This is a genomic window from Kribbella sp. NPDC023972 (genome assembly GCF_040639075.1).
Classification (GTDB): domain Bacteria; phylum Actinomycetota; class Actinomycetes; order Propionibacteriales; family Kribbellaceae; genus Kribbella.
Genome location: NZ_JBEZZH010000001.1, coordinates 1,140,891 through 1,158,011 on the forward strand (window position 1 = coordinate 1,140,891; position 17,121 = coordinate 1,158,011).

The window sequence follows — 17,121 nt, forward strand, 5'->3', positions numbered from 1 at the left end:
GACCGACGTCGCCGACGCATCGACACGGGCCCGGGTCCGGATCACCAGGTCCACCGCGTACACATCGTATCCGACCGGACACCCACCGAAATGGCCGGGCTGAACGCGCCGGAGCACCCCATCAGGGCAGATCGGGGAACCAGATCTTGATCTCGCGCTCGGCCGACTCAGGCGAGTCGGAGCCGTGCACGAGGTTCTCCCGGTTGGACAGCGACAGGTCGCCGCGGATGGTGCCGGGGGCGGCCTTGCGGCCGTCAGTGGCGCCGTTCAGGGCGCGGACGACCTCTACCGCCTCGTCACCCTCGAGGACCATCGCCACCAGCGGCCCGCTGGTGACGAACTCGCGCAGCGGCGGATAGAACGCCTTCTCGACGTGCTCCGCGTAGTGCTGGTCGGCCAGGTCGCCGTCGATCGTGCGCAGGTCCATCGCCACGATCCGGAGCCCCTTGGCCTCGAACCGGCCGAGAACCTCCCCGACCAGGCCACGGCGTACCGTGTCGGGCTTCAGCAGGACCAGGGTGCGCTGCGACATCAGTCAGACTCTTTCTCGAAATAGGTCGGGCGCGCTGAGCCTAACCGGTGTGCGCCCGCTTCGCTTCCTCGATCCGGCGGCCGAGAACGATGGCCGCCACCCAGCAGCCGGCGAAGGCCAGCCCGAGCACGAACATCACCGTGACCACGAACCCGAGGCCGACCGCACCGACCTGGACCACCCACCCGAGGGCATACCCGACCTGACTCCGCAGCAGCGCGGTCGCAACCAGGGCCAGCGCGGCCAGCCCGAGGCAGACCGGCAGTGCGATCGCGGGCCGGACGTCGGCGATCGAGATCATCACCGGCGTCACCAGAGCGAGCACCAGCGACTCGAAACCGAGCACGATCGACGCGAGTGACCTCATTGCTCGTCACCCGGCTTGCTGTCAGTCTTCTTCGGTTTCCGGACCAGCAGGGCGCGGGCCTCACCGGCGGTGACGACCGACCCGGTGATCAGTACGCCGCCGGTCCCCAGCGCGATCGCGTTCTCCTCGGCCAGCCGGATCGCGTCGTCGATCGCGTCGATCAGGTGCGGCCGGACCAGGACCCGGTCCTCGCCGAACACCTCGGCCGCGAGCTCGCCCAGCTCCTCGGCCGGCATCGACCGGTCGACGAAACTGTTCCGGGTGCACACGACCGTTTCCATGATCGGCTCGTACGCCTCCAGGACGCCGTACACGTCCTTGTCCTTCATACACCCGAGGACGCCGATCAGCGGCTGGAACGCGAACGCCTCGGAGACGGTGGCCGCGGTCGCCTCGGCGCCGTGCGGGTTGTGCGCGGCGTCGACGATGATCGTCGGGCTGGTGCGGACGACCTCCATCCGGCCCGGGCTGGTCACCTCGGCGAAACCGGCCTGGACGAGCTCGGTGGTGACCCGGCCCTCGGTCTGCGCGCTGGCGCCGAAGAGCGCTTCCACGGCCGCGACCGCGGTGGCCGCGTTGTGGGCCTGGTACTCACCGTGCAGCGGCAGGAAGATGTCGTCGTACTCGCCGCCCAGGCCCTTGATCGAGATCAGCTGGCCGCCGACCGCGACCGACCGGCTGACGATGCCGAACTCGATCCCCTCGCGGGCGACCTGGGAGCCGACCTCGGCGGCCTTGCGGAGCAGGACCTCGAAGACGTCCAGGCTCTGCTGCGCCATCACCGTCGTACCGCCCGGCTTGATGATGCCGGACTTGTCCTTGGCGATGGTGACCGGATCCGAGCCGAGGATGTGCGCGTGGTCGACCGCCACCGGGGTGACCACCGAGACCGTCCCGTCCGCGACGTTGGTGGAGTCCCAGGTGCCGCCGAGTCCGACCTCGACGATCGCCACGTCGACCGGTGCGTCCGCGAAGACGGCGAAGGCCATCGCGGTCATCACCTCGAAGAACGACAGCGGGTGCTCCTGCTCGGCGTCGACCACGTCCAGGTACGGCGCGATCTCGGCGTACGTGTCGACGAAACGCTGCTCGCTGATCGGTTCGCCGTCCAGCGTGATCCGCTCCCGGACCGACTCCAGGTGCGGGCTGGTGAACCGGCCGGTACGCAGCCCGGCCTCGCGGACCAGAGCGTCGACCATCCGCGCGGTGGAGGTCTTGCCGTTGGTCCCGGTCAGGTGTACGACGGGGTACGTCTTCTGCGGATCGCCGAGCAGCTCGACGAGCCGCCGGACCCGGTCCAGCGTGGGTTCGATCTTGTGCTCCGGCCAGCGCTGCTGGAGCTTCGCCGATACCTCGGCATAGGAGAGGTCGCTCATCAGAACGCCAGTCTAGAGATGGGGTGTGGATAACCGGTCGGAAGCACCCCTTGACAACCACTACGATTGTGCGCATGAGCCAGACGTCCCGTGTTCCAGACAAGCCCAGCCTCGAAGGTCTCGAGGAGAAGTGGGCTGCGGTATGGAGGGAGCAGCAGACCTACGCCTTCGATCGGACGGCCGAGCGGGCCGAGGTGTACTCCATCGACACGCCGCCGCCGACCGTCTCCGGATCGCTGCACGTCGGGCACATCTTCAGTTACACCCACACCGACCTGGTCGCGCGCTACCAGCGGATGCGGGGGAAGAAGGTCTTCTACCCGATCGGCTGGGACGACAACGGCCTGCCCACCGAGCGCCGGGTGCAGAACTACTACGGCGTCAAGTGCGACCCGACCCTGCCGTACGACCCGGAGTTCACCCCGCCGGCCAAGCCGGACCCGAAGAAGCAGGTCCCGATCTCGCGGCAGAACTTCGTCGAGCTGTGCGGTGAGCTGACCCATATCGACGAGCAGGCGTTCGAGGCGATGTGGCGGCGGGTCGGCCTGAGCGTCGACTGGTCGTACCTCTACACCACGATCTCCGAGGACTCCCGCCGTACGTCGCAGCGCGCCTTCCTGCGCAACTTCGCCCGCGGCGAGGCGTACCTGGCCGAGGCGCCGACGATGTGGGACGTCACGTTCCAGACCGCGGTCGCCCAGGCCGAGCTGGAGGCGCGCGACTACCCGGGCGCCTTCCACCGGATCGCGTTCCACGGCGCCGACGGACCGATTTACATCGAGACCACCCGGCCCGAGCTGATCCCGGCCTGTGTCGCGCTGATCGCCCACCCGTCCGACGACCGCTACAAGCACCTGTTCGGTACGACGGTCCGCACGCCGCTGTTCGACGTCGAGATCCCGGTCCTCGCGCACGAGGCGGCCGAGCCGGACAAGGGCGCGGGGATCGCGATGTGCTGCACGTTCGGTGACCTCACCGACGTCCAATGGTGGCGCGAGCTGCAACTGCCGGTCCGGACCGTCATCGGCCGCGACGGGCGGCTGCTGCGCGACACTCCGGCCTGGCTGGAAGGCTCGGAGCTCTACGACGAGCTGGCCGGGAAGACTGTGTTCAGCGCCCGCGAGCTAATCGTCGCGAAGCTGCGCGAGAGCGGCGACCTGGACGGCGAGCCGACGCCGACCAAGCGGATGGCGAACTTCTACGAGAAGGGCGACAAGCCGCTCGAGATCGTCTCGACCCGGCAGTGGTACATCAGGAACGGCGGCCGGGACGCCGAGCTGAAGGCCGAGTTCGTTGACCGGGGCAACGAGCTGGCCTGGGTCCCCGAGCACATGCGGCACCGGTACCTGAACTGGGTCGAGGGACTGAACGGCGACTGGCTGATCTCCCGCCAGCGGTTCTTCGGCGTGCCGTTCCCGGTCTGGTACCCGATCGACGCCGACGGCGAGCCGGATTACGACCACCCGCTGATGCCGAGCGAGGCCGAGCTGCCGATCGACCCGACCTCACAGGCACCGCGCGGGTACGACGAGTCACAGCGCGGCAAGCCGGGTGGCTTCGAGGCCGACCCCGATGTGATGGACACCTGGGCGACCTCGTCGCTCACCCCGCACATCGTCTGCGGCTGGGAGCGGGACCCGGACCTGTTCGCCCGGACCTTCCCGATGGACCTGAACACGCACGCGCACGAGATCATCCGGACCTGGTTGTTCTCCCGCGTCGTCCGGGCCCACTTCGAGAACGGCACGCTCCCGTGGGCGCGCTCGATGATCTCCGGGTTCGTCGTCGACCCGGACCGCAAGAAGCTCTCCAAGTCCAAGGGCAACGCGATCATCCCGGACGAGATCCTGACCAAGTTCGGCTCGGACGCGGTCCGGTGGCGGGCGGCGATGGCCCGTCCGGGGCTGGACTCGCCATTCGACGAGTCGCAGATGAAGGTCGGCCGGCGGCTGGCGATCAAGGTCCTGAACGCGTCGAAGTTCGTCCTCGGGTTCGGGGCGACGACGGTTGACGCCTCGGCCGTCACCGAGCCGGTCGACCTGGCGATGCTGCAGCGGCTGCGGTCCGTGGTCGCGGACGCCACGACGGCCTTCGACCGGTACGACTACACCGGTGCCCTCGAGGTCAGCGAGCGGTTCTTCTGGACCTTCTGCGACGACTACGTGGAGCTGGTGAAGGAGCGCGCGTACGGCGGGCAGGGTGAGGCGGCCGCGTCGTCGGCCAAGGCTGCGCTGGCTGTCGCGTTGTCGGTCCAGTTGCGGTTGCTCGCGCCGTACCTGCCATTTGCGACAGAGGAAGTGTGGTCGTGGTGGCAGGAGGGTTCGATCCACCAGACCCGGTGGCCGGAGCCTGATGTCGACCTCGCGGTCGCGGCCCAGGAGCCGGAGGTGCTGGACGCGGTTGCCGAGGTGCTCGCGGGGATCCGCGGGGCGAAGTCGGAGGCGCAGGTCTCGATGAAGACCGAGGTCAGCAAGGTCGAGGTCAGCGGACCGGCGGCCCGGCTGAGCCTGGCAGAGCGGGCCGAGCCCGACCTGCGCGCGGCCGGCCGGATCACCGGCGAGATCGTCTGGAGCCCGGACGACGCCGACACGGTCACCGTCGTCGCGACCCTCTGAGGTTCGCGGTCGGCCTGGCGCCCGTCTCCTTCCGAGGAGGCGGGCGCTACCGTTTCAGTTTGAACGACTACGCTGCGGAACGGCTTTCCCGATGTGGAACCATCGGGACGAACCACGCGACCGCACAGGCCCGAGGAGCCCGCATGAGCGACCCCACCACCCCGGACCGCCCCACCGAGGCTCCCACCACCCCCGCCCCCGCCCCCGGCACCACTTCACCCAAGGGCTCGGCAGCCGACGGCGCTACCTCCGGTACCACCCCTCCCTCCCCCACCTCAGCACCTGGCAACACCCCGGTCGGCGGTGCGTCCTCCGGCGACACCACTCCCGCGGACGGCACCGCCACGGCGGCAACTGGGCTGCCCGGGGACAGCGCTCAGGATGTCGGCAGTACGAGCGGCCGGAAGAAGCCCGCGGCTGGACGTGCCGCGAAGAAGTCTGCAGCTGGCGACGCAGCGGCGAGCTCCGCGAGCACGCCAGCGGAGGACAAGGCCGCCGGGGGTGGCTCGGCCGGGGCGAGCGGGCGGGATGCTGCCGGAGAGGGCACGGAGGAAGCGGGCGTTGCGGAGAAGCCTGCGGGCGGCACCGCCACGGAGAAGCCTGCGGGTGACACCGCCACGGAGAAAGCTGCGGGCGGCGGGGTGGCTAGTTCTGCTGGTGAGGCTGGTGGCGAGGCGGCTGGCGGTGAGTGGGGGGATGGCAGCGACGGCAGTGCGGATGACACTGTCGAGCTCGGGAAGGTAGTCGACGGGGCTGGCTCCGTGGACAAGCCGGCCGAGGGAGCAAACGTCGGGTCCGCCGGGGAGGGCGGGAACAAGAGTCCGGATGAGACGACAGCTGACGGTAAGCCGGGGGCTGGGGAGAAGGCTGACGGTAAGCCGGAGACCGCAAAGGCAGCTGACGGCAAGTCGGCGGCTGCGACGACGGGCGACGGTAAGCCCGGAGCTGCGGCGGCGGGCGACGGTAAGCCCGGAGCTGCGGCGGCGGGTGACGGTAAGGAGAAGGCTGCGACGACGACTGATGGTAAGTCGGCGGGTGGGGGGACGAAGTCGCGGTTTGGGTGGTTGCGGCGGGGGCCTTGGGTGTCGGTGGGTGGGGCTGTCGTTGTGCTGGTGGTGCTGGCTGTGCTCGGCTATGTGTGGGGTCTGGGGCCGATGAACAGGTTGAACGCGGAGCGAGGGATCACGCCGCCGGCGAAGCTGGCCGGACTCGACCGGATCACCGATCAGGAGATTCGTCAGAAGCTGCAAGTGGATCAGACCCGGGAGAGGCTGAGCCGGATCAACGACGGCAAAGAGGTCATGGTCGAGGCGTACGGGAGTCTCGAGGGCGACCGCCTGTTCATGCTGATCGCGCTGCGCGGAAAGGTCGACATCGACAGGACCGTGGCGGACTCCGGTGCGTCACCCGAGCAGATCAAGAAGCTCGGCCAATCCACCTGCGTTGAGACCGAAGGGCTGCCGACCCAGTGCTACCGCGGCTCGAACACACTGACCGTGATCGCGCAGTCCGCCAATGAGGGCGTCAGCGTCGACCAGGTAGCCCCTGTTGCCGAGGAAGCTTTCAACGCGATGAAGTGACTAGGCCTAGGCCAGCAGACCGGTGATGGCGGTCATCACCGGGATGGACAGCAGTGTGCTGAGCAGTACGGCGCTCCGCGCCAGGGTCCGGCTCGCACGGTAGTGGACCGCGTAGACGTAGACGTTCTGAGCGGAGGGAAGCGCCGCCAGCAGCGTCGGCGCCAGGAGTGCGGTTCCGTGGAGGTCCAGGACCCAGCGGGCCACGACATACGCGATGACAGGTTGTAGGGCGGTCTTGAGTAGGACGGCCAGTACGACGTCTCGCCGCAACGTGATCGAGTCGCGAGTACCACCACTCAAGCTGAGTCCGTAGGCGATCAGGCCGACTGGGACAGCGGCCGCCGCGAGGAGGTCGATCGGCCGCATCACCACAGACGGCAGCTGCACATCAAGTGATGCGACCAGCAGGCCGAGCAACGACGCCACCGTCAGCGGATTCCGCAGCGGCCGCGCCAGCACGGTCCGCAACGACACCCGCCGCCCAGACCCCTGCCGGTCTCCGTCGAGTACGGCGAACGCCACCGGCGCCATCACCAGCAACTGGAACAACACGATCGGCGCGACCAACGCACCATCGCCGAGCACGTACGCCGCCACTGGCACACCCAGGTTGCCGGCGTTCACGTACGACGAAGCCAGTACGCCGATCGTCGTCTGGGACCGGGTACGTCGCCAGATCAACGCGGCCACCACGACAAAAACCACCTGCACCACGAACAGGCTGATCACGTTCGTGACGAGCACCGCCGAGAAGATGGAGTGCAGATCCGCCCGCGCGACGGTGGCGAACAGCAGCGCCGGCGTCGCAACGTAGAACGCCAGCCGCGACAGCACCAACTCGTCCTGTGCCCGCAGTACGCCGAGCAAGCCGACGACGTATCCGAGGACGGCGACGGAGACGAGCGCGACGAAGGCACCGACGACGGCTGACACAGCCGATCAGGCACTCAGCGACGTAGACACGGCCGCGATCCTATACGAAACCCTTTTCTCAGCAACGGCTGACCGTTCAGACACCGGACAGACACACGCCGATCCGACAGACTGGACGACAGGTTGCCTATGGCAACTGAATACGAAAACCCCACCACTGTAGGGATTCATGCCCACAATCCCTGGTCACCAGCTTGATCGACTCGAACACTTGTTCTAATATAAGTGCATGAGAGAGACGCTGATCCCTGAACCCGGCGGCGACACCTCGGTCCTCGCCGACACAGCCGCGCATGCCACAACCCGCGTCGTCCTCTCCCCGCCCCACTACTCCGATACGCCCCTCCCGCCCGACCACGCCCACTCTCCCCGCCCACCCGACCACGCCCGGACTCCCCTTCCACCCGACGAGGTCTGGGTGCCGGACGATCTCTACCTCCTCGCGGACGCCGATGTCCCGGGCGGCCCGAGAATGATCAGCGACGAGGACCTGTGGGACGCCGAGCTGGACGCACTCCTAGGCCGGAACCGGTTTTCGCAGGTCGACGCGGTGGAGTGGGAACTGTGGAACGGCGTCGACCAAGACGACGCCGAACGGGAGATGCTGCGCCGCGACGCCCCCGCCTGGGTCTTCCTGCCGCCCGGCGGTGACCTCGCGACCGCGCTGGAGAAGACACGCCCGCAGGCCATGTCGCCGATCGCCCTGATCGAATTGATGAAAGCCGCGACAAGATTGTCCGGGTGGGCCGAATCGATCAGATCCACTGCGATGGCGTCGTTCTACCGGCAGCGCCAGGCCGAACACGTCGCGACGCCCCGACCGACCCAACTCGACACTACCGGCCGCCCGATCGACCCCGAACGTTCCTGGTATGCCGAGATTGCCCTGGCCCTCTGCCTGTCGAGAGACACCATCGGCCGCCGCGTCGACACCGCGCTGCGCCTGGCCGGCCCGCTATCCGCGACCCACACCGCGTTGAGATGCGGCGCACTCAGCTGGGGCAAGGCCCTGGCCATCTCCGAAGCCACCGCAGCCCTGCCCGACAACGCCGCACAAGCCGTCGAAGCCCATGTCCTCAAGCGCGCGAGCTCACAGACCCACGCCAACCTACTGAGATCGCTGCGCACCCAAGTTGCCAAACGCACCACCCGAGAAGCCGCCGACAACCACCGCAAGTCCGTCACCGAACGCACCTGCAAGATCGTCCCCCTCGCCGACGGTATGGCCGGCCTGTGGATCGTCCACACCGCCGACAAGATCCAGCAGATGTGGGTCACCATCCAAGCCATGGCCACACTCGCCAAACGCGACACCCCGACGACCCCCGCCACCGCCCCCGACGCGGCCACCCCACCCCGCTTCCACAACACCTCAGACAGGAACACACCCGACGCCGGCGCGCCCAGGCCCAGCACACCCGACGCCCGCACGCTGGGTGCCAGCACACCCGATGTCAGCACACCCGATGCCAGCACGTGCGGTGCTCCTACTACGCCGCACCAGCACAGCACACGAGCCGCGCCACCCGCAGACACCGAACCGGCCACGGCGCCCACCGACCCCACACCAACTGCGGCGCCTGGAAGTGCTGATCGCACCAAGACAGATAGCGATGCCAGGCCGGATCCAAGGCGCACCGGCGATCATCCCGCCACCGCTCCAGTCTCGGTTGATGGTGCGATGAAGGCTGATGGTGCGATGAAGGCTGAGGGTGCGATGAAAGACGCGCGGTCAGCCGAACAACGCCGTGCCGACGTGACGGCCGAGCTGTTCGAACACATCCTGCACAACGGCCTGGACTGGCTCGGCCGCAGACTCCCCGACCAGCACCGCCGCCGCCCCCACATCGAGGTCGTTGTCCCGGCCCACACGCTGCTCGGTCTCGACGACGAACCAGCAGAACTGTCCGGCTATGGCCCCATCCCCGCCGAGATGGCCCGCCGCATCGCCGCCGACGGCACCTGGCGGCGACTCCTCACTGACCCGGTCAACGGTGCCGTCCTCGAAGCGTCCACCACGCGCCACGACCCCGGTGCCCTCATCACCGAAACCCTGCTCGCTCGCCATCCGGTCTGCGCATGGCCTGGCTGCAATCGCATTTCCCGCGAGTGCGACCGCGACCACACCACTCCGTTCGCCCAGACCGGCACCACCAGCCTTGCCGGGCTGGCGCCGTACTGCGAGTACCACCACGTCATCAAAGACACGCCCGCCTGGGGCTGGAACACCACCAGCCACCCCGATGGCTCCATCACCCTCACCACCCCGACAGGACACCGCTACACCACCGTTCCACCCGCCCGTGGCCCGATCGCCCACGACTCGACCAAGCCGCCACTACCCACCCCTCGGCGCCCGACCGACGCCCAGCCACCACCCTTCTGAACCGCGCCAACCGGATGCAGCACAGTGCAGTAGGCACCGCCCCGTGGCCGCAGTAGGCACACCATTGCGCCCGACTTCGACCCTGCCACGCCCGAGCAGCGCGCGCGGTCATCGCCCTCACCCGCCTGCCTCCCGGCAGCCGCACACAGCCTGCTGCCTCCAGCCCTTGCCTGCTGGCACCCGCTTGCCGCGCATCACCCACGCCTGCGGCCGCCTGCCCGTTACCCACCCCACCGCGGCTGACCGCTGCCTACCCGCCACACCTGGCGGATGCGCCGACTGCCACGCGCTCCCCGCTGCTCCCTACCAGCCGCCTTACGCCCGCTCGCCACTCGCTTGCCGCGCATCCCCTACGCCTGCGGCCGTCCGCCCGTGAACCACCCCACCGCCCGCTGACCGTTGCCTACCGCCACACCCGGTGATGCGCCGACTGGCGCACGCTCCCCCGCTGCCTCCGTACCTGCCGACTCACGCCCGCCCGCCACACGCATCCCTGCTCCGTACCTGCCGACTCACGCCCGGCCGCCACACGCATTCCTGCCCCGTACCTGCCGGCCTACGACCCACCCACCGCAGGCTCCCCGCAGCTTTCTACCTGCCGCCGTTGCTCCCGCTCGCCACTCGCTGCCGGCGCCGATGCCCGTCTGCACGCCGCCGACTGCTCGTCGCGCGCCCCCACGTCCGCCGGATGGAACGACCGCAGCCTCGACGACCGCTGCCTGCTGCCTGCTACCCGGCCGCTGCCAGAGACGGTGCGACGGATTCATGGGAATGCAGGGTTGGGTGTCCAGCGCTCGGAGCAGGGCCTAGTGCTGGTGGCGACTCAGTCAATGGACCTCGGCGACATCAGGCCCCTTGGCGAGATCTCCCCCGCACCGGCACGAAACCGTAACCTGTCAGATGCTGACGAGTCAGCGGCTCGATCGGAAAGATTCCACCAGCGACGAACAGGATGGCCGGCATGACAACCTTCGCGCGACTCCCCCGCGCCGCGGTGACCGCAGCTTCCGTGCTCGCGACCGTGGCCACACTCAGCGTCGTACCCACGGCGTACGCCGACAGCAGGACCTCCGAAGCGACCAGCGCAACGCTGCCGCTCGGCGACCAGGACCTGGCCGAGACGCGGACCAGCCAGCCGCTGGCCGACGGCGTGACGCTGACCCGGATCGTGCGCGGTACCGAGCCCGCGCCGCCCGACCAGATCAACACCACGACGCGCGGCCCGTGGGTCGTCAACGTGCTCACCATCGACCCGGCCACGTCCAAGGGCAGGCTGAAGGCGACGTACGGGCCGGACCTGGCGAAGGTGGAGAAGACCTCGGACCTGGTCCGGTCGTCCGGTGCGCTGGCCGGCGTGAACGCGTCCTTCTTCACGTTCACGGCCAACCCGCAGTACCCCGGCGACTCGGTCGGCCTGGGCATCTTCGACGGCAAGCTGCTGAGCGAGCCGCTGATCGACCCGGCCGAGGCCAACCTTCTGATCGATGCCCACAGCAACAAAGTTCTGACCGGTCACCTGCGCTGGTCGGGCGAGGTCCGCAACCGCACGACCGGTGCGGAGCTGCCGCTGGAGTTCGTCAACCACCCGCCGGTGATCCCGGCTGCTTGCACCACGCTGCCCGACCAGACGACCTGCACCGAGCCGGGTGACGTCGTACTGTTCACGCCTGAATTCGCCGCCGCGACCCCGGCCGGCCACGGCGTCGAGGTCGTCCTCGACCGGCGCGGTTGCGTCGTCAAGACGTCGGCAACCCGCGGAACGGCTCTCAGCAACGGCCAGGCCTCCCTGCAGGCCACCGGCAAGGACTCGGCCGCACTGCTCGCCACCACCGCCAACGGATGCCTGACCAAGGACCTCGATGTGTCCGACCAGGGCGGCAGGAAGGTGCCGCTGCGCGACGGCCTGTACGGCGTGACCGGCCGCTATCAGCTGACGGCCGGCGGCGAGATCGTCGTACCGGACGGAACCGGCAGCTTCTTCGCCCGCAACCCGCGCACGATCGCCGGCACGACGCGTGACGGCAAGATCCTGCTGGTGACGATCGACGGACGGCAGACGACCAGTGTCGGTACGACGATGGACGAGACGGCCGCGGTCGCGGACGCGCTCGGGATGCACGACGCGATCAACCTGGACGGCGGCGGCTCGACCGCGATGGCGCTGGGCGACGGAACGCTGGTGAACCGCCCGAGTGGAGCCGGAGGGGCCGAGCGGGCGGTCGGCGACGCGATCGTGTTCGTGCCGGGCCGTTAACCACTGGCCGGCGGTCGTGCGACTCTGAAGGGGTGCGACTGCGGTTGCTGCCTCTGTTCGTGACCGGCCTGGGGGTGGCCGGATGCGGCGGCGCGCAGCCGGAGTCGGGGAAGGAGCCGGCCATGACCGCACCCAGCAGCATCTCGGTGACGAGCAGAGCGTTCCAGGACGGCGGGAGGATCCCGACGAAGTACACCTGCGACGGGGACGACGTGTCCCCGCCGCTGGCCTGGAAAGGCGTCCCGCCGGACGCCGGTTCACTCGCACTCGTCGTCGACGATCCGGACGCGCCGCGCGGGACCTTCACGCACTGGGTCGTGTTCGACCTGGAGCCGACGACCACCGCACTCGACGAAGCGCGACTGCCGACCGGCGCAGCCAAGCAGGCGAAGAACTCGGCGGGCAGGCCCAAGTACTTCGGGCCCTGCCCGCCGAGCGGCACGCACCACTACCGCTTCACCGTCTACGCCCTGTCCGAGGCCACCGGCCTGCCCGACGGCGTCGAGCTCGACGAAGCTCTCAGCGCGATCGACGACAGAGCTCTCGCCCGCGGCCGACTCACCGGCCTCTACTCCCGTTGAAGGCCCGGTGAAGGCCCGTGAAGTCACAGTCCCGTAACTGGGGATTGACGTTCCTGACTACGTAGACACATTCTGACTACGCAGTCAGAACGACTGTCCGGCATAAGGTGAGGGCCCATGACCGAGGCGAAACCGGCATCCGACGGCGGTCGCGCCCGCCGTCCGGGCAGCACAGACGTCGCCCGGCTCGCGGGCGTCTCGCAGAAGACCGTCTCGCGGGTCCTGAACGGTGAGCCGTACGTGAAGGAGGAGGTCCGCCTCCGCGTCCAGGCCGCCATGCGTGAACTCGGCTACCGCCGCAACAACGCCGCCCGGGCGCTCAACTCGGGCCGGACCCAGCGGATCGGGGTGGTCTGTCTCGGTACGGCGCTCTTCGGGCCGTCGACCCAACTGGTCGCGATCGAGCGCACGCTGCGCAGTACCGGCTACTCGCTGAGCATCGTCAACACCCTCGAAGGCGACACCGGCGGCGTCAGCGGTGCCGTCGAGCACCTGCTCGAGCAGGGTGTGGACGGCATCATCCTGTCCGAGCCGATCGACGAAGGTGACGACCAGCCGATCGACCTCGACATCCCGGTGCTCAGCTTCGGGCGATTCCCCGGCCTGAGCGCGCCATCCATGCTCTTCACCGGCGGCGACAACACCAGCGCCGGCCGCCTCGCGACCGAGCACCTGCTCGGTCTCGGCCACAAGACCGTCTGGCACGTCGCCGGGCCGCAGCGCTGGTGGGCGGCCCGGGAACGGCTCGACGGCTGGCGGAACGCGCTGGCCGCTGCCGGTGCCCCGGAACCGCCTGTGCTGGAAGGCGACTGGCTACCGGCGTCGGGTTACGAGGCCGGCCGGGAACTGGGCGCGAACGACGAGGTCACCGCGATCTTCGTCGCCAACGACGACATGGCCATCGGGGTGCTGCGCGCGCTCGCCGAGGCCGGTCGAACCGTCCCCGACGAGGTCAGCGTCGTCGGCTTCGACGACATACCGTCCGCCGCGTTCCTGACCCCGCCACTCACCACGATCCCGCAGGACTTCGACGAGCACGTCGCGCGCGGGATCGCGAATCTGGTCACGGAGATCGAGTCGCCCACCGGCGACCGCTCCCCCGCGCCGGAGCCACCACCGCTCCGGCTGGTCATCCGTCACTCCACCGCGACTCGGCGCCGGCGGAGCCGCGACCACGGCTGAACGCCGCGCTCCAACCCACGTCCGCCCCGGTCTGTCCGGGCGGTCCCTCACTCGCCGGCCAACGCCGCGTCCAGGGCGATGCCTGCCCCCATCCAAGGAGTTGTTCCACGTGTTCCGTTTCCAACGCACACCTCTGCGCCGGCGGGCTGCGCTCGCCACGGCGCTCGTCCTCTCCGGCAGTCTCGCCCTGGCCGCCTGCGGCGGTGGCGACGACGGCGACGGTGAGGCCGGGCCGGCCCAGACCGTCAGCCAGGCCGACATCGACAAGGCCATGTCCACGCCCACCGAGCTGACGTTCTGGACCTGGGTGCCGAACATCCAGAAGGAAGTCGCCCTGTTCCAGAAGAAGTACCCGGCCATCAAGGTGAAGGTGGTCAACGCCGGCCAGGGCACGCCGCAGTACACCAAGCTGCGCACGGCCCTGAAGGCCGGCACCGGCGCACCCGACGCGGCCCAGATCGAGTTCCAGTACATCCCCACCTTCTCGCTGACGAAGAGCCTGGTGGATCTTCGTCCGTATGGTGCCGAGGCGCTGAAGGACCAGTTCGTCGAGTGGACCTGGCAGCAGGTCGTCGGCTCCGGCGGCGAGGTCTGGGCCGTACCGCAGGACAGCGGACCGATGGGCATGCTGTACCGCAAGGACATCTTCGACAAGCACGGCATCGCCGTACCGAAGACCTGGGACGAGTTCGCCGCGGCGTCCCGCAAGCTGCATTCCGCGGACCCGAAGGTCTTCATGACGAACCTCGCGCAGAGCCAGGCCGGGGTGTGGTTCGGCCTGCTCTGGCAGGCCGGGGTCAAGCCGTTCGAGAACCCCACCGCCGACTCGGTCAAGGTCAATCTGAACGACGAGGGGTCCAAGAAGCTCGCCGACTACTGGGGCGGCCTGATCAAGGAAGGCGTCGTCTCGGCCGATGCTGACTTCAACGACGCCTGGTACCAGGCGCTGAACCGGGGCAAGTACGCCACCTGGCTCACCGCAGCCTGGGGCCCGGTCTTCCTGGAAGGCAGCGCGAAGGCGACCAGTGGCAAGTGGCGCGCGGCACCGCTCCCCCAATGGGACGCCGGCAAGAGCGTCTCCGGTAACTGGGGCGGTTCGACGACCGCAGTGGTGCAGGGGACGAAGAACCCGATCGCCGCCGCGAAGCTGGCCGAATTCATCAACACCGATCCCGAGTCGACGAAGATGTTCGCCACCGAGCAGTTCCTGTTCCCCGTGACGAAGGCCCTGCTGGCCGACACGTCCTTCGTCGACCGGCCGCTGCCCTTCTACGGCGGTCAGCCGGTGAACAAGCTGTTCGCCGGGATCAGCGACACGGTGGACACGAAGTTCCAGTGGCCGCCGTTCCTGGACCAGGCCTTCACCGACTGGGGCGAGACCGTCGGGAAGTCGTTCGCAAACAAGAGCGATACAGGCGCGGCGCTCGACCAGTGGCAGGACCGGACCACGAAGTACGCACAGAACCAGGGCTTCAAGGTCGACCAATGAGCATCAACACAACCGATCGGCGGCTCGACGCGCGAGCGCCGAGCCGCAGTGAGGTCCGTCGGCGGAGGCGTGGTGTGAGCCACGCCCCCACCGGCTACCTCTTCGTGGCGCCGTTCATGCTGGTGTTCCTCGCCATGCTGGTCCTTCCGCTGGTCTACGCGGCGTACCTCAGCCTGTTCCGGGAGCGGTTGATCGGTGGCACGGTGTTCGCCGGGCTGGACAACTACACCCGCGCACTGACCGATCCGCGGTTGTTGGAAGGCGTGGGCCGGGTCGCGCTGTTCTTCCTGATCCAGGTTCCGATCATGCTCGTGATCGCGTTGCTGGCGGCGCTGGCCATCGACAGCGGCCTGCTGCGGATGGCGAAGGCCTTTCGGCTGGGCATCTTCCTGCCGTACGCCGTGCCGAGCGTGGTCGCTACGCTGATGTGGGGTTACCTGTACGGCCCGGACTTCGGGCCGTTCGCCCAGGTGGCCGACAGGCTCGGGCTGGCTGAACCGAAGTTCCTCAGCAGTGACTGGATGCTCGGGTCGTTGGCGAACATCGTCACCTGGGAGTTCACCGGCTACAACATGATCATCCTGTACGCCGCACTCCGGGCGGTGCCGCATGATCTGTACGAGGCCGCGGCGGTCGACGGAGCGGGCGCGATCCGTACGGCGTGGAGCATCAAGATCCCGGCGTTGCGGCCGGCGCTGCTGGTGTGCCTCATCTTCTCGGTGATCGGCAGCTTCCAGCTGTTCAACGAGCCCTGGCTTATGCGAGCGCTGGCGCCGAGCGTCATTGACAGCGGCTACACACCGAACGTCTACGCCTACACGCAGGCCTTCACCGGCCAGGAGGTGAACTACGGCGCGGCGGTGTCGTTCTCCCTCGGCGCGGTCATCGTCATCGCGTCGTACGCCGTCCTGCTCATCACGGCGATGAGGAGCCGGTCATGAGAGAACGACGCAGCAACGTACTCACCCTCGGCATGCTGGCACTGCTCATCTACTTCCTGCTGCCGTTGTTCTGGCTGTTCGTGGCCTCGACGAAAACGGTGGGCGACCTGTTCTCGAGCTTCGGGCTGTGGTTCGCCGACGACTTCTCGCTGCTGTCCAACATCCGCGAGACCGTGACCAACGGCGGATGGGTGTTCTCGCGCTGGATGGGCAACACCGTCTTCTACGCGGTCGTCAGCGCGGGCGGGGCGGCGTTCCTCTGCGCGCTCGGCGGTTACGGCTTCGCCAAGTACCGGTTCCGGGGGAACGGGTCGATGTTCGGGCTGGTGCTCGGAGCGATCATGGTGCCGACCACAGCACTCGCGATCCCGACGTACTTGTTGTTCAGCAAGGCCGGGCTCGTCAACACGCCCTGGGCGATCATCCTGCCGTCGCTCGTCAGCCCGTTCGGCCTGTACCTGATGCGCATCTATGCACAGGACGCGGTTCCGGACGGGATCATCGAGGCCGCCCGGATCGACGGCGCGGGCGAGTTCAGGATCTTCTTCCAGGTCGCACTTCGGATGCTTGCCCCAGGCATCGTCACCGTGGTGCTGTTCACGCTGGTCACGACCTGGAACAACTATTTCCTGCCGCTCATCATGCTCAACAATCCCGATCTGTACCCGATCACCGTGGGGCTGGCCCAATGGTCGTCGCAGGCCAGCGCCGGTGGCGGCACGACCGGTGCCGTGCTGTCGTTGGTGATCACCGGGTCCTTCCTCTCGATCATCCCGCTGATCGCGGCGTTCCTGCTGCTGCAGCGGTACTGGCAGTCCGGCCTGTCCACCGGCAGCGTCAAGGGCTGACAGTGCTTGTTTGATTTGGCTTTCTACCATTGGAGAA

Annotated in this window: 13 protein-coding genes; 9 read left to right on the top strand and 4 right to left on the bottom strand. The window is 68.4% G+C overall.

What is annotated here, in order from left to right; genetic code table 11:
* Window positions 1–121: 121 nt before the first annotated feature.
* Genes ndk through AB0F43_RS05235 form a run of 3 tightly spaced genes read right to left on the bottom strand, consistent with a single transcriptional unit; the run spans window position 122 to window position 2,275 of the window.
* A complete protein-coding gene (gene ndk / locus AB0F43_RS05225; RefSeq protein WP_360470875.1) occupies window positions 122–532 on the bottom strand; it encodes a nucleoside-diphosphate kinase in 411 nt (136 codons plus the stop codon).
* A 40-nt stretch (window positions 533–572) separates the two neighbouring features.
* Window positions 573–899 (bottom strand): DUF4233 domain-containing protein, encoded by a 327-nt coding sequence (locus AB0F43_RS05230; protein ID WP_360470877.1) that lies wholly within the window; start codon window positions 897–899, stop codon window positions 573–575.
* A complete protein-coding gene (locus AB0F43_RS05235; protein ID WP_360470880.1) occupies window positions 896–2,275 on the bottom strand; it encodes a folylpolyglutamate synthase/dihydrofolate synthase family protein in 1,380 nt (459 codons plus the stop codon). Before AB0F43_RS05235 ends, AB0F43_RS05230 begins: the two co-directional genes overlap by 4 nt.
* A gap of 74 nt (window positions 2,276–2,349) precedes the next feature.
* On the opposite strand from AB0F43_RS05235, the gene valS reads away from it, so the two are divergent.
* Both valS and AB0F43_RS05245 read left to right on the top strand, forming a co-directional pair.
* On the top strand, window positions 2,350–4,890 hold the full coding sequence (gene valS / locus AB0F43_RS05240; protein WP_360470883.1) for a valine--tRNA ligase: 2,541 nt from the start codon (window positions 2,350–2,352) through the stop codon (window positions 4,888–4,890).
* 143 nt (window positions 4,891–5,033) lie between these two features.
* Window positions 5,034–6,470 (top strand): hypothetical protein, encoded by a 1,437-nt coding sequence (locus tag AB0F43_RS05245; RefSeq protein WP_360470885.1) that lies wholly within the window; start codon window positions 5,034–5,036, stop codon window positions 6,468–6,470.
* 6 nt (window positions 6,471–6,476) lie between these two features.
* On the opposite strand, the gene AB0F43_RS05250 is transcribed toward AB0F43_RS05245, so the two are convergent.
* Window positions 6,477–7,403 carry an AEC family transporter gene (locus AB0F43_RS05250; protein WP_360470887.1) on the bottom strand — a complete coding sequence of 309 codons (927 nt, stop codon included), beginning with the start codon at window positions 7,401–7,403 and terminating at the stop codon, window positions 6,477–6,479.
* Window positions 7,404–7,632: 229 nt separating this feature from the next.
* Between AB0F43_RS05250 and AB0F43_RS05255 the strand changes: the two genes are divergently transcribed.
* The 7 genes from AB0F43_RS05255 (at window position 7,633) to AB0F43_RS05285 (ending at window position 17,084) form a co-directional block, all read left to right on the top strand.
* Complete coding sequence (locus AB0F43_RS05255) at window positions 7,633–9,789, top strand: DUF222 domain-containing protein (RefSeq protein WP_360470890.1); 2,157 nt, start codon at window positions 7,633–7,635, stop codon at window positions 9,787–9,789.
* 961 nt (window positions 9,790–10,750) lie between these two features.
* Window positions 10,751–12,043, top strand: coding sequence for a phosphodiester glycosidase family protein (locus AB0F43_RS05260; protein ID WP_360470892.1), 1,293 nt, complete (start codon window positions 10,751–10,753; stop codon window positions 12,041–12,043).
* Window positions 12,044–12,165: 122 nt separating this feature from the next.
* Window positions 12,166–12,624, top strand: coding sequence for a YbhB/YbcL family Raf kinase inhibitor-like protein (locus AB0F43_RS05265; protein WP_360470893.1), 459 nt, complete (start codon window positions 12,166–12,168; stop codon window positions 12,622–12,624).
* Between the two features lie 117 nt (window positions 12,625–12,741).
* Window positions 12,742–13,806: a LacI family DNA-binding transcriptional regulator gene (locus AB0F43_RS05270; RefSeq protein WP_360470896.1), complete on the top strand. Its 1,065-nt coding sequence runs from the start codon at window positions 12,742–12,744 to the stop codon at window positions 13,804–13,806.
* A gap of 109 nt (window positions 13,807–13,915) precedes the next feature.
* Window positions 13,916–15,295 carry a sugar ABC transporter substrate-binding protein gene (locus tag AB0F43_RS05275; protein ID WP_360470898.1) on the top strand — a complete coding sequence of 460 codons (1,380 nt, stop codon included), beginning with the start codon at window positions 13,916–13,918 and terminating at the stop codon, window positions 15,293–15,295.
* Window positions 15,292–16,236 (top strand): sugar ABC transporter permease, encoded by a 945-nt coding sequence (locus AB0F43_RS05280; protein ID WP_360470901.1) that lies wholly within the window; start codon window positions 15,292–15,294, stop codon window positions 16,234–16,236. Before AB0F43_RS05275 ends, AB0F43_RS05280 begins: the two co-directional genes overlap by 4 nt.
* The gene (locus AB0F43_RS05285) at window positions 16,233–17,084 is read left to right on the top strand and encodes a carbohydrate ABC transporter permease (protein ID WP_360470904.1); all 852 of its coding nucleotides are present in this window, start codon (window positions 16,233–16,235) and stop codon (window positions 17,082–17,084) included. The genes AB0F43_RS05280 and AB0F43_RS05285 overlap by 4 nt, the downstream gene beginning before the upstream one ends.
* The last annotated feature ends 37 nt before the right edge of the window (window positions 17,085–17,121 follow it).

Coding starts and splice junctions, on each gene's coding strand:
- ndk (WP_360470875.1), bottom strand. CDS start 532: ATGTCGCAGCGCACCCTGGTCCTGCTGAAGCCCGACACGGTACGCCGT.
- AB0F43_RS05230 (WP_360470877.1), bottom strand. CDS start 899: ATGAGGTCACTCGCGTCGATCGTGCTCGGTTTCGAGTCGCTGGTGCTC.
- AB0F43_RS05235 (WP_360470880.1), bottom strand. CDS start 2,275: ATGAGCGACCTCTCCTATGCCGAGGTATCGGCGAAGCTCCAGCAGCGC.
- valS (WP_360470883.1), top strand. CDS start 2,350: ATGAGCCAGACGTCCCGTGTTCCAGACAAGCCCAGCCTCGAAGGTCTC.
- AB0F43_RS05245 (WP_360470885.1), top strand. CDS start 5,034: ATGAGCGACCCCACCACCCCGGACCGCCCCACCGAGGCTCCCACCACC.
- AB0F43_RS05255 (WP_360470890.1), top strand. CDS start 7,633: ATGAGAGAGACGCTGATCCCTGAACCCGGCGGCGACACCTCGGTCCTC.
- AB0F43_RS05260 (WP_360470892.1), top strand. CDS start 10,751: ATGACAACCTTCGCGCGACTCCCCCGCGCCGCGGTGACCGCAGCTTCC.
- AB0F43_RS05265 (WP_360470893.1), top strand. CDS start 12,166: ATGACCGCACCCAGCAGCATCTCGGTGACGAGCAGAGCGTTCCAGGAC.
- AB0F43_RS05270 (WP_360470896.1), top strand. CDS start 12,742: ATGACCGAGGCGAAACCGGCATCCGACGGCGGTCGCGCCCGCCGTCCG.
- AB0F43_RS05280 (WP_360470901.1), top strand. CDS start 15,292: ATGAGCATCAACACAACCGATCGGCGGCTCGACGCGCGAGCGCCGAGC.
- AB0F43_RS05285 (WP_360470904.1), top strand. CDS start 16,233: ATGAGAGAACGACGCAGCAACGTACTCACCCTCGGCATGCTGGCACTG.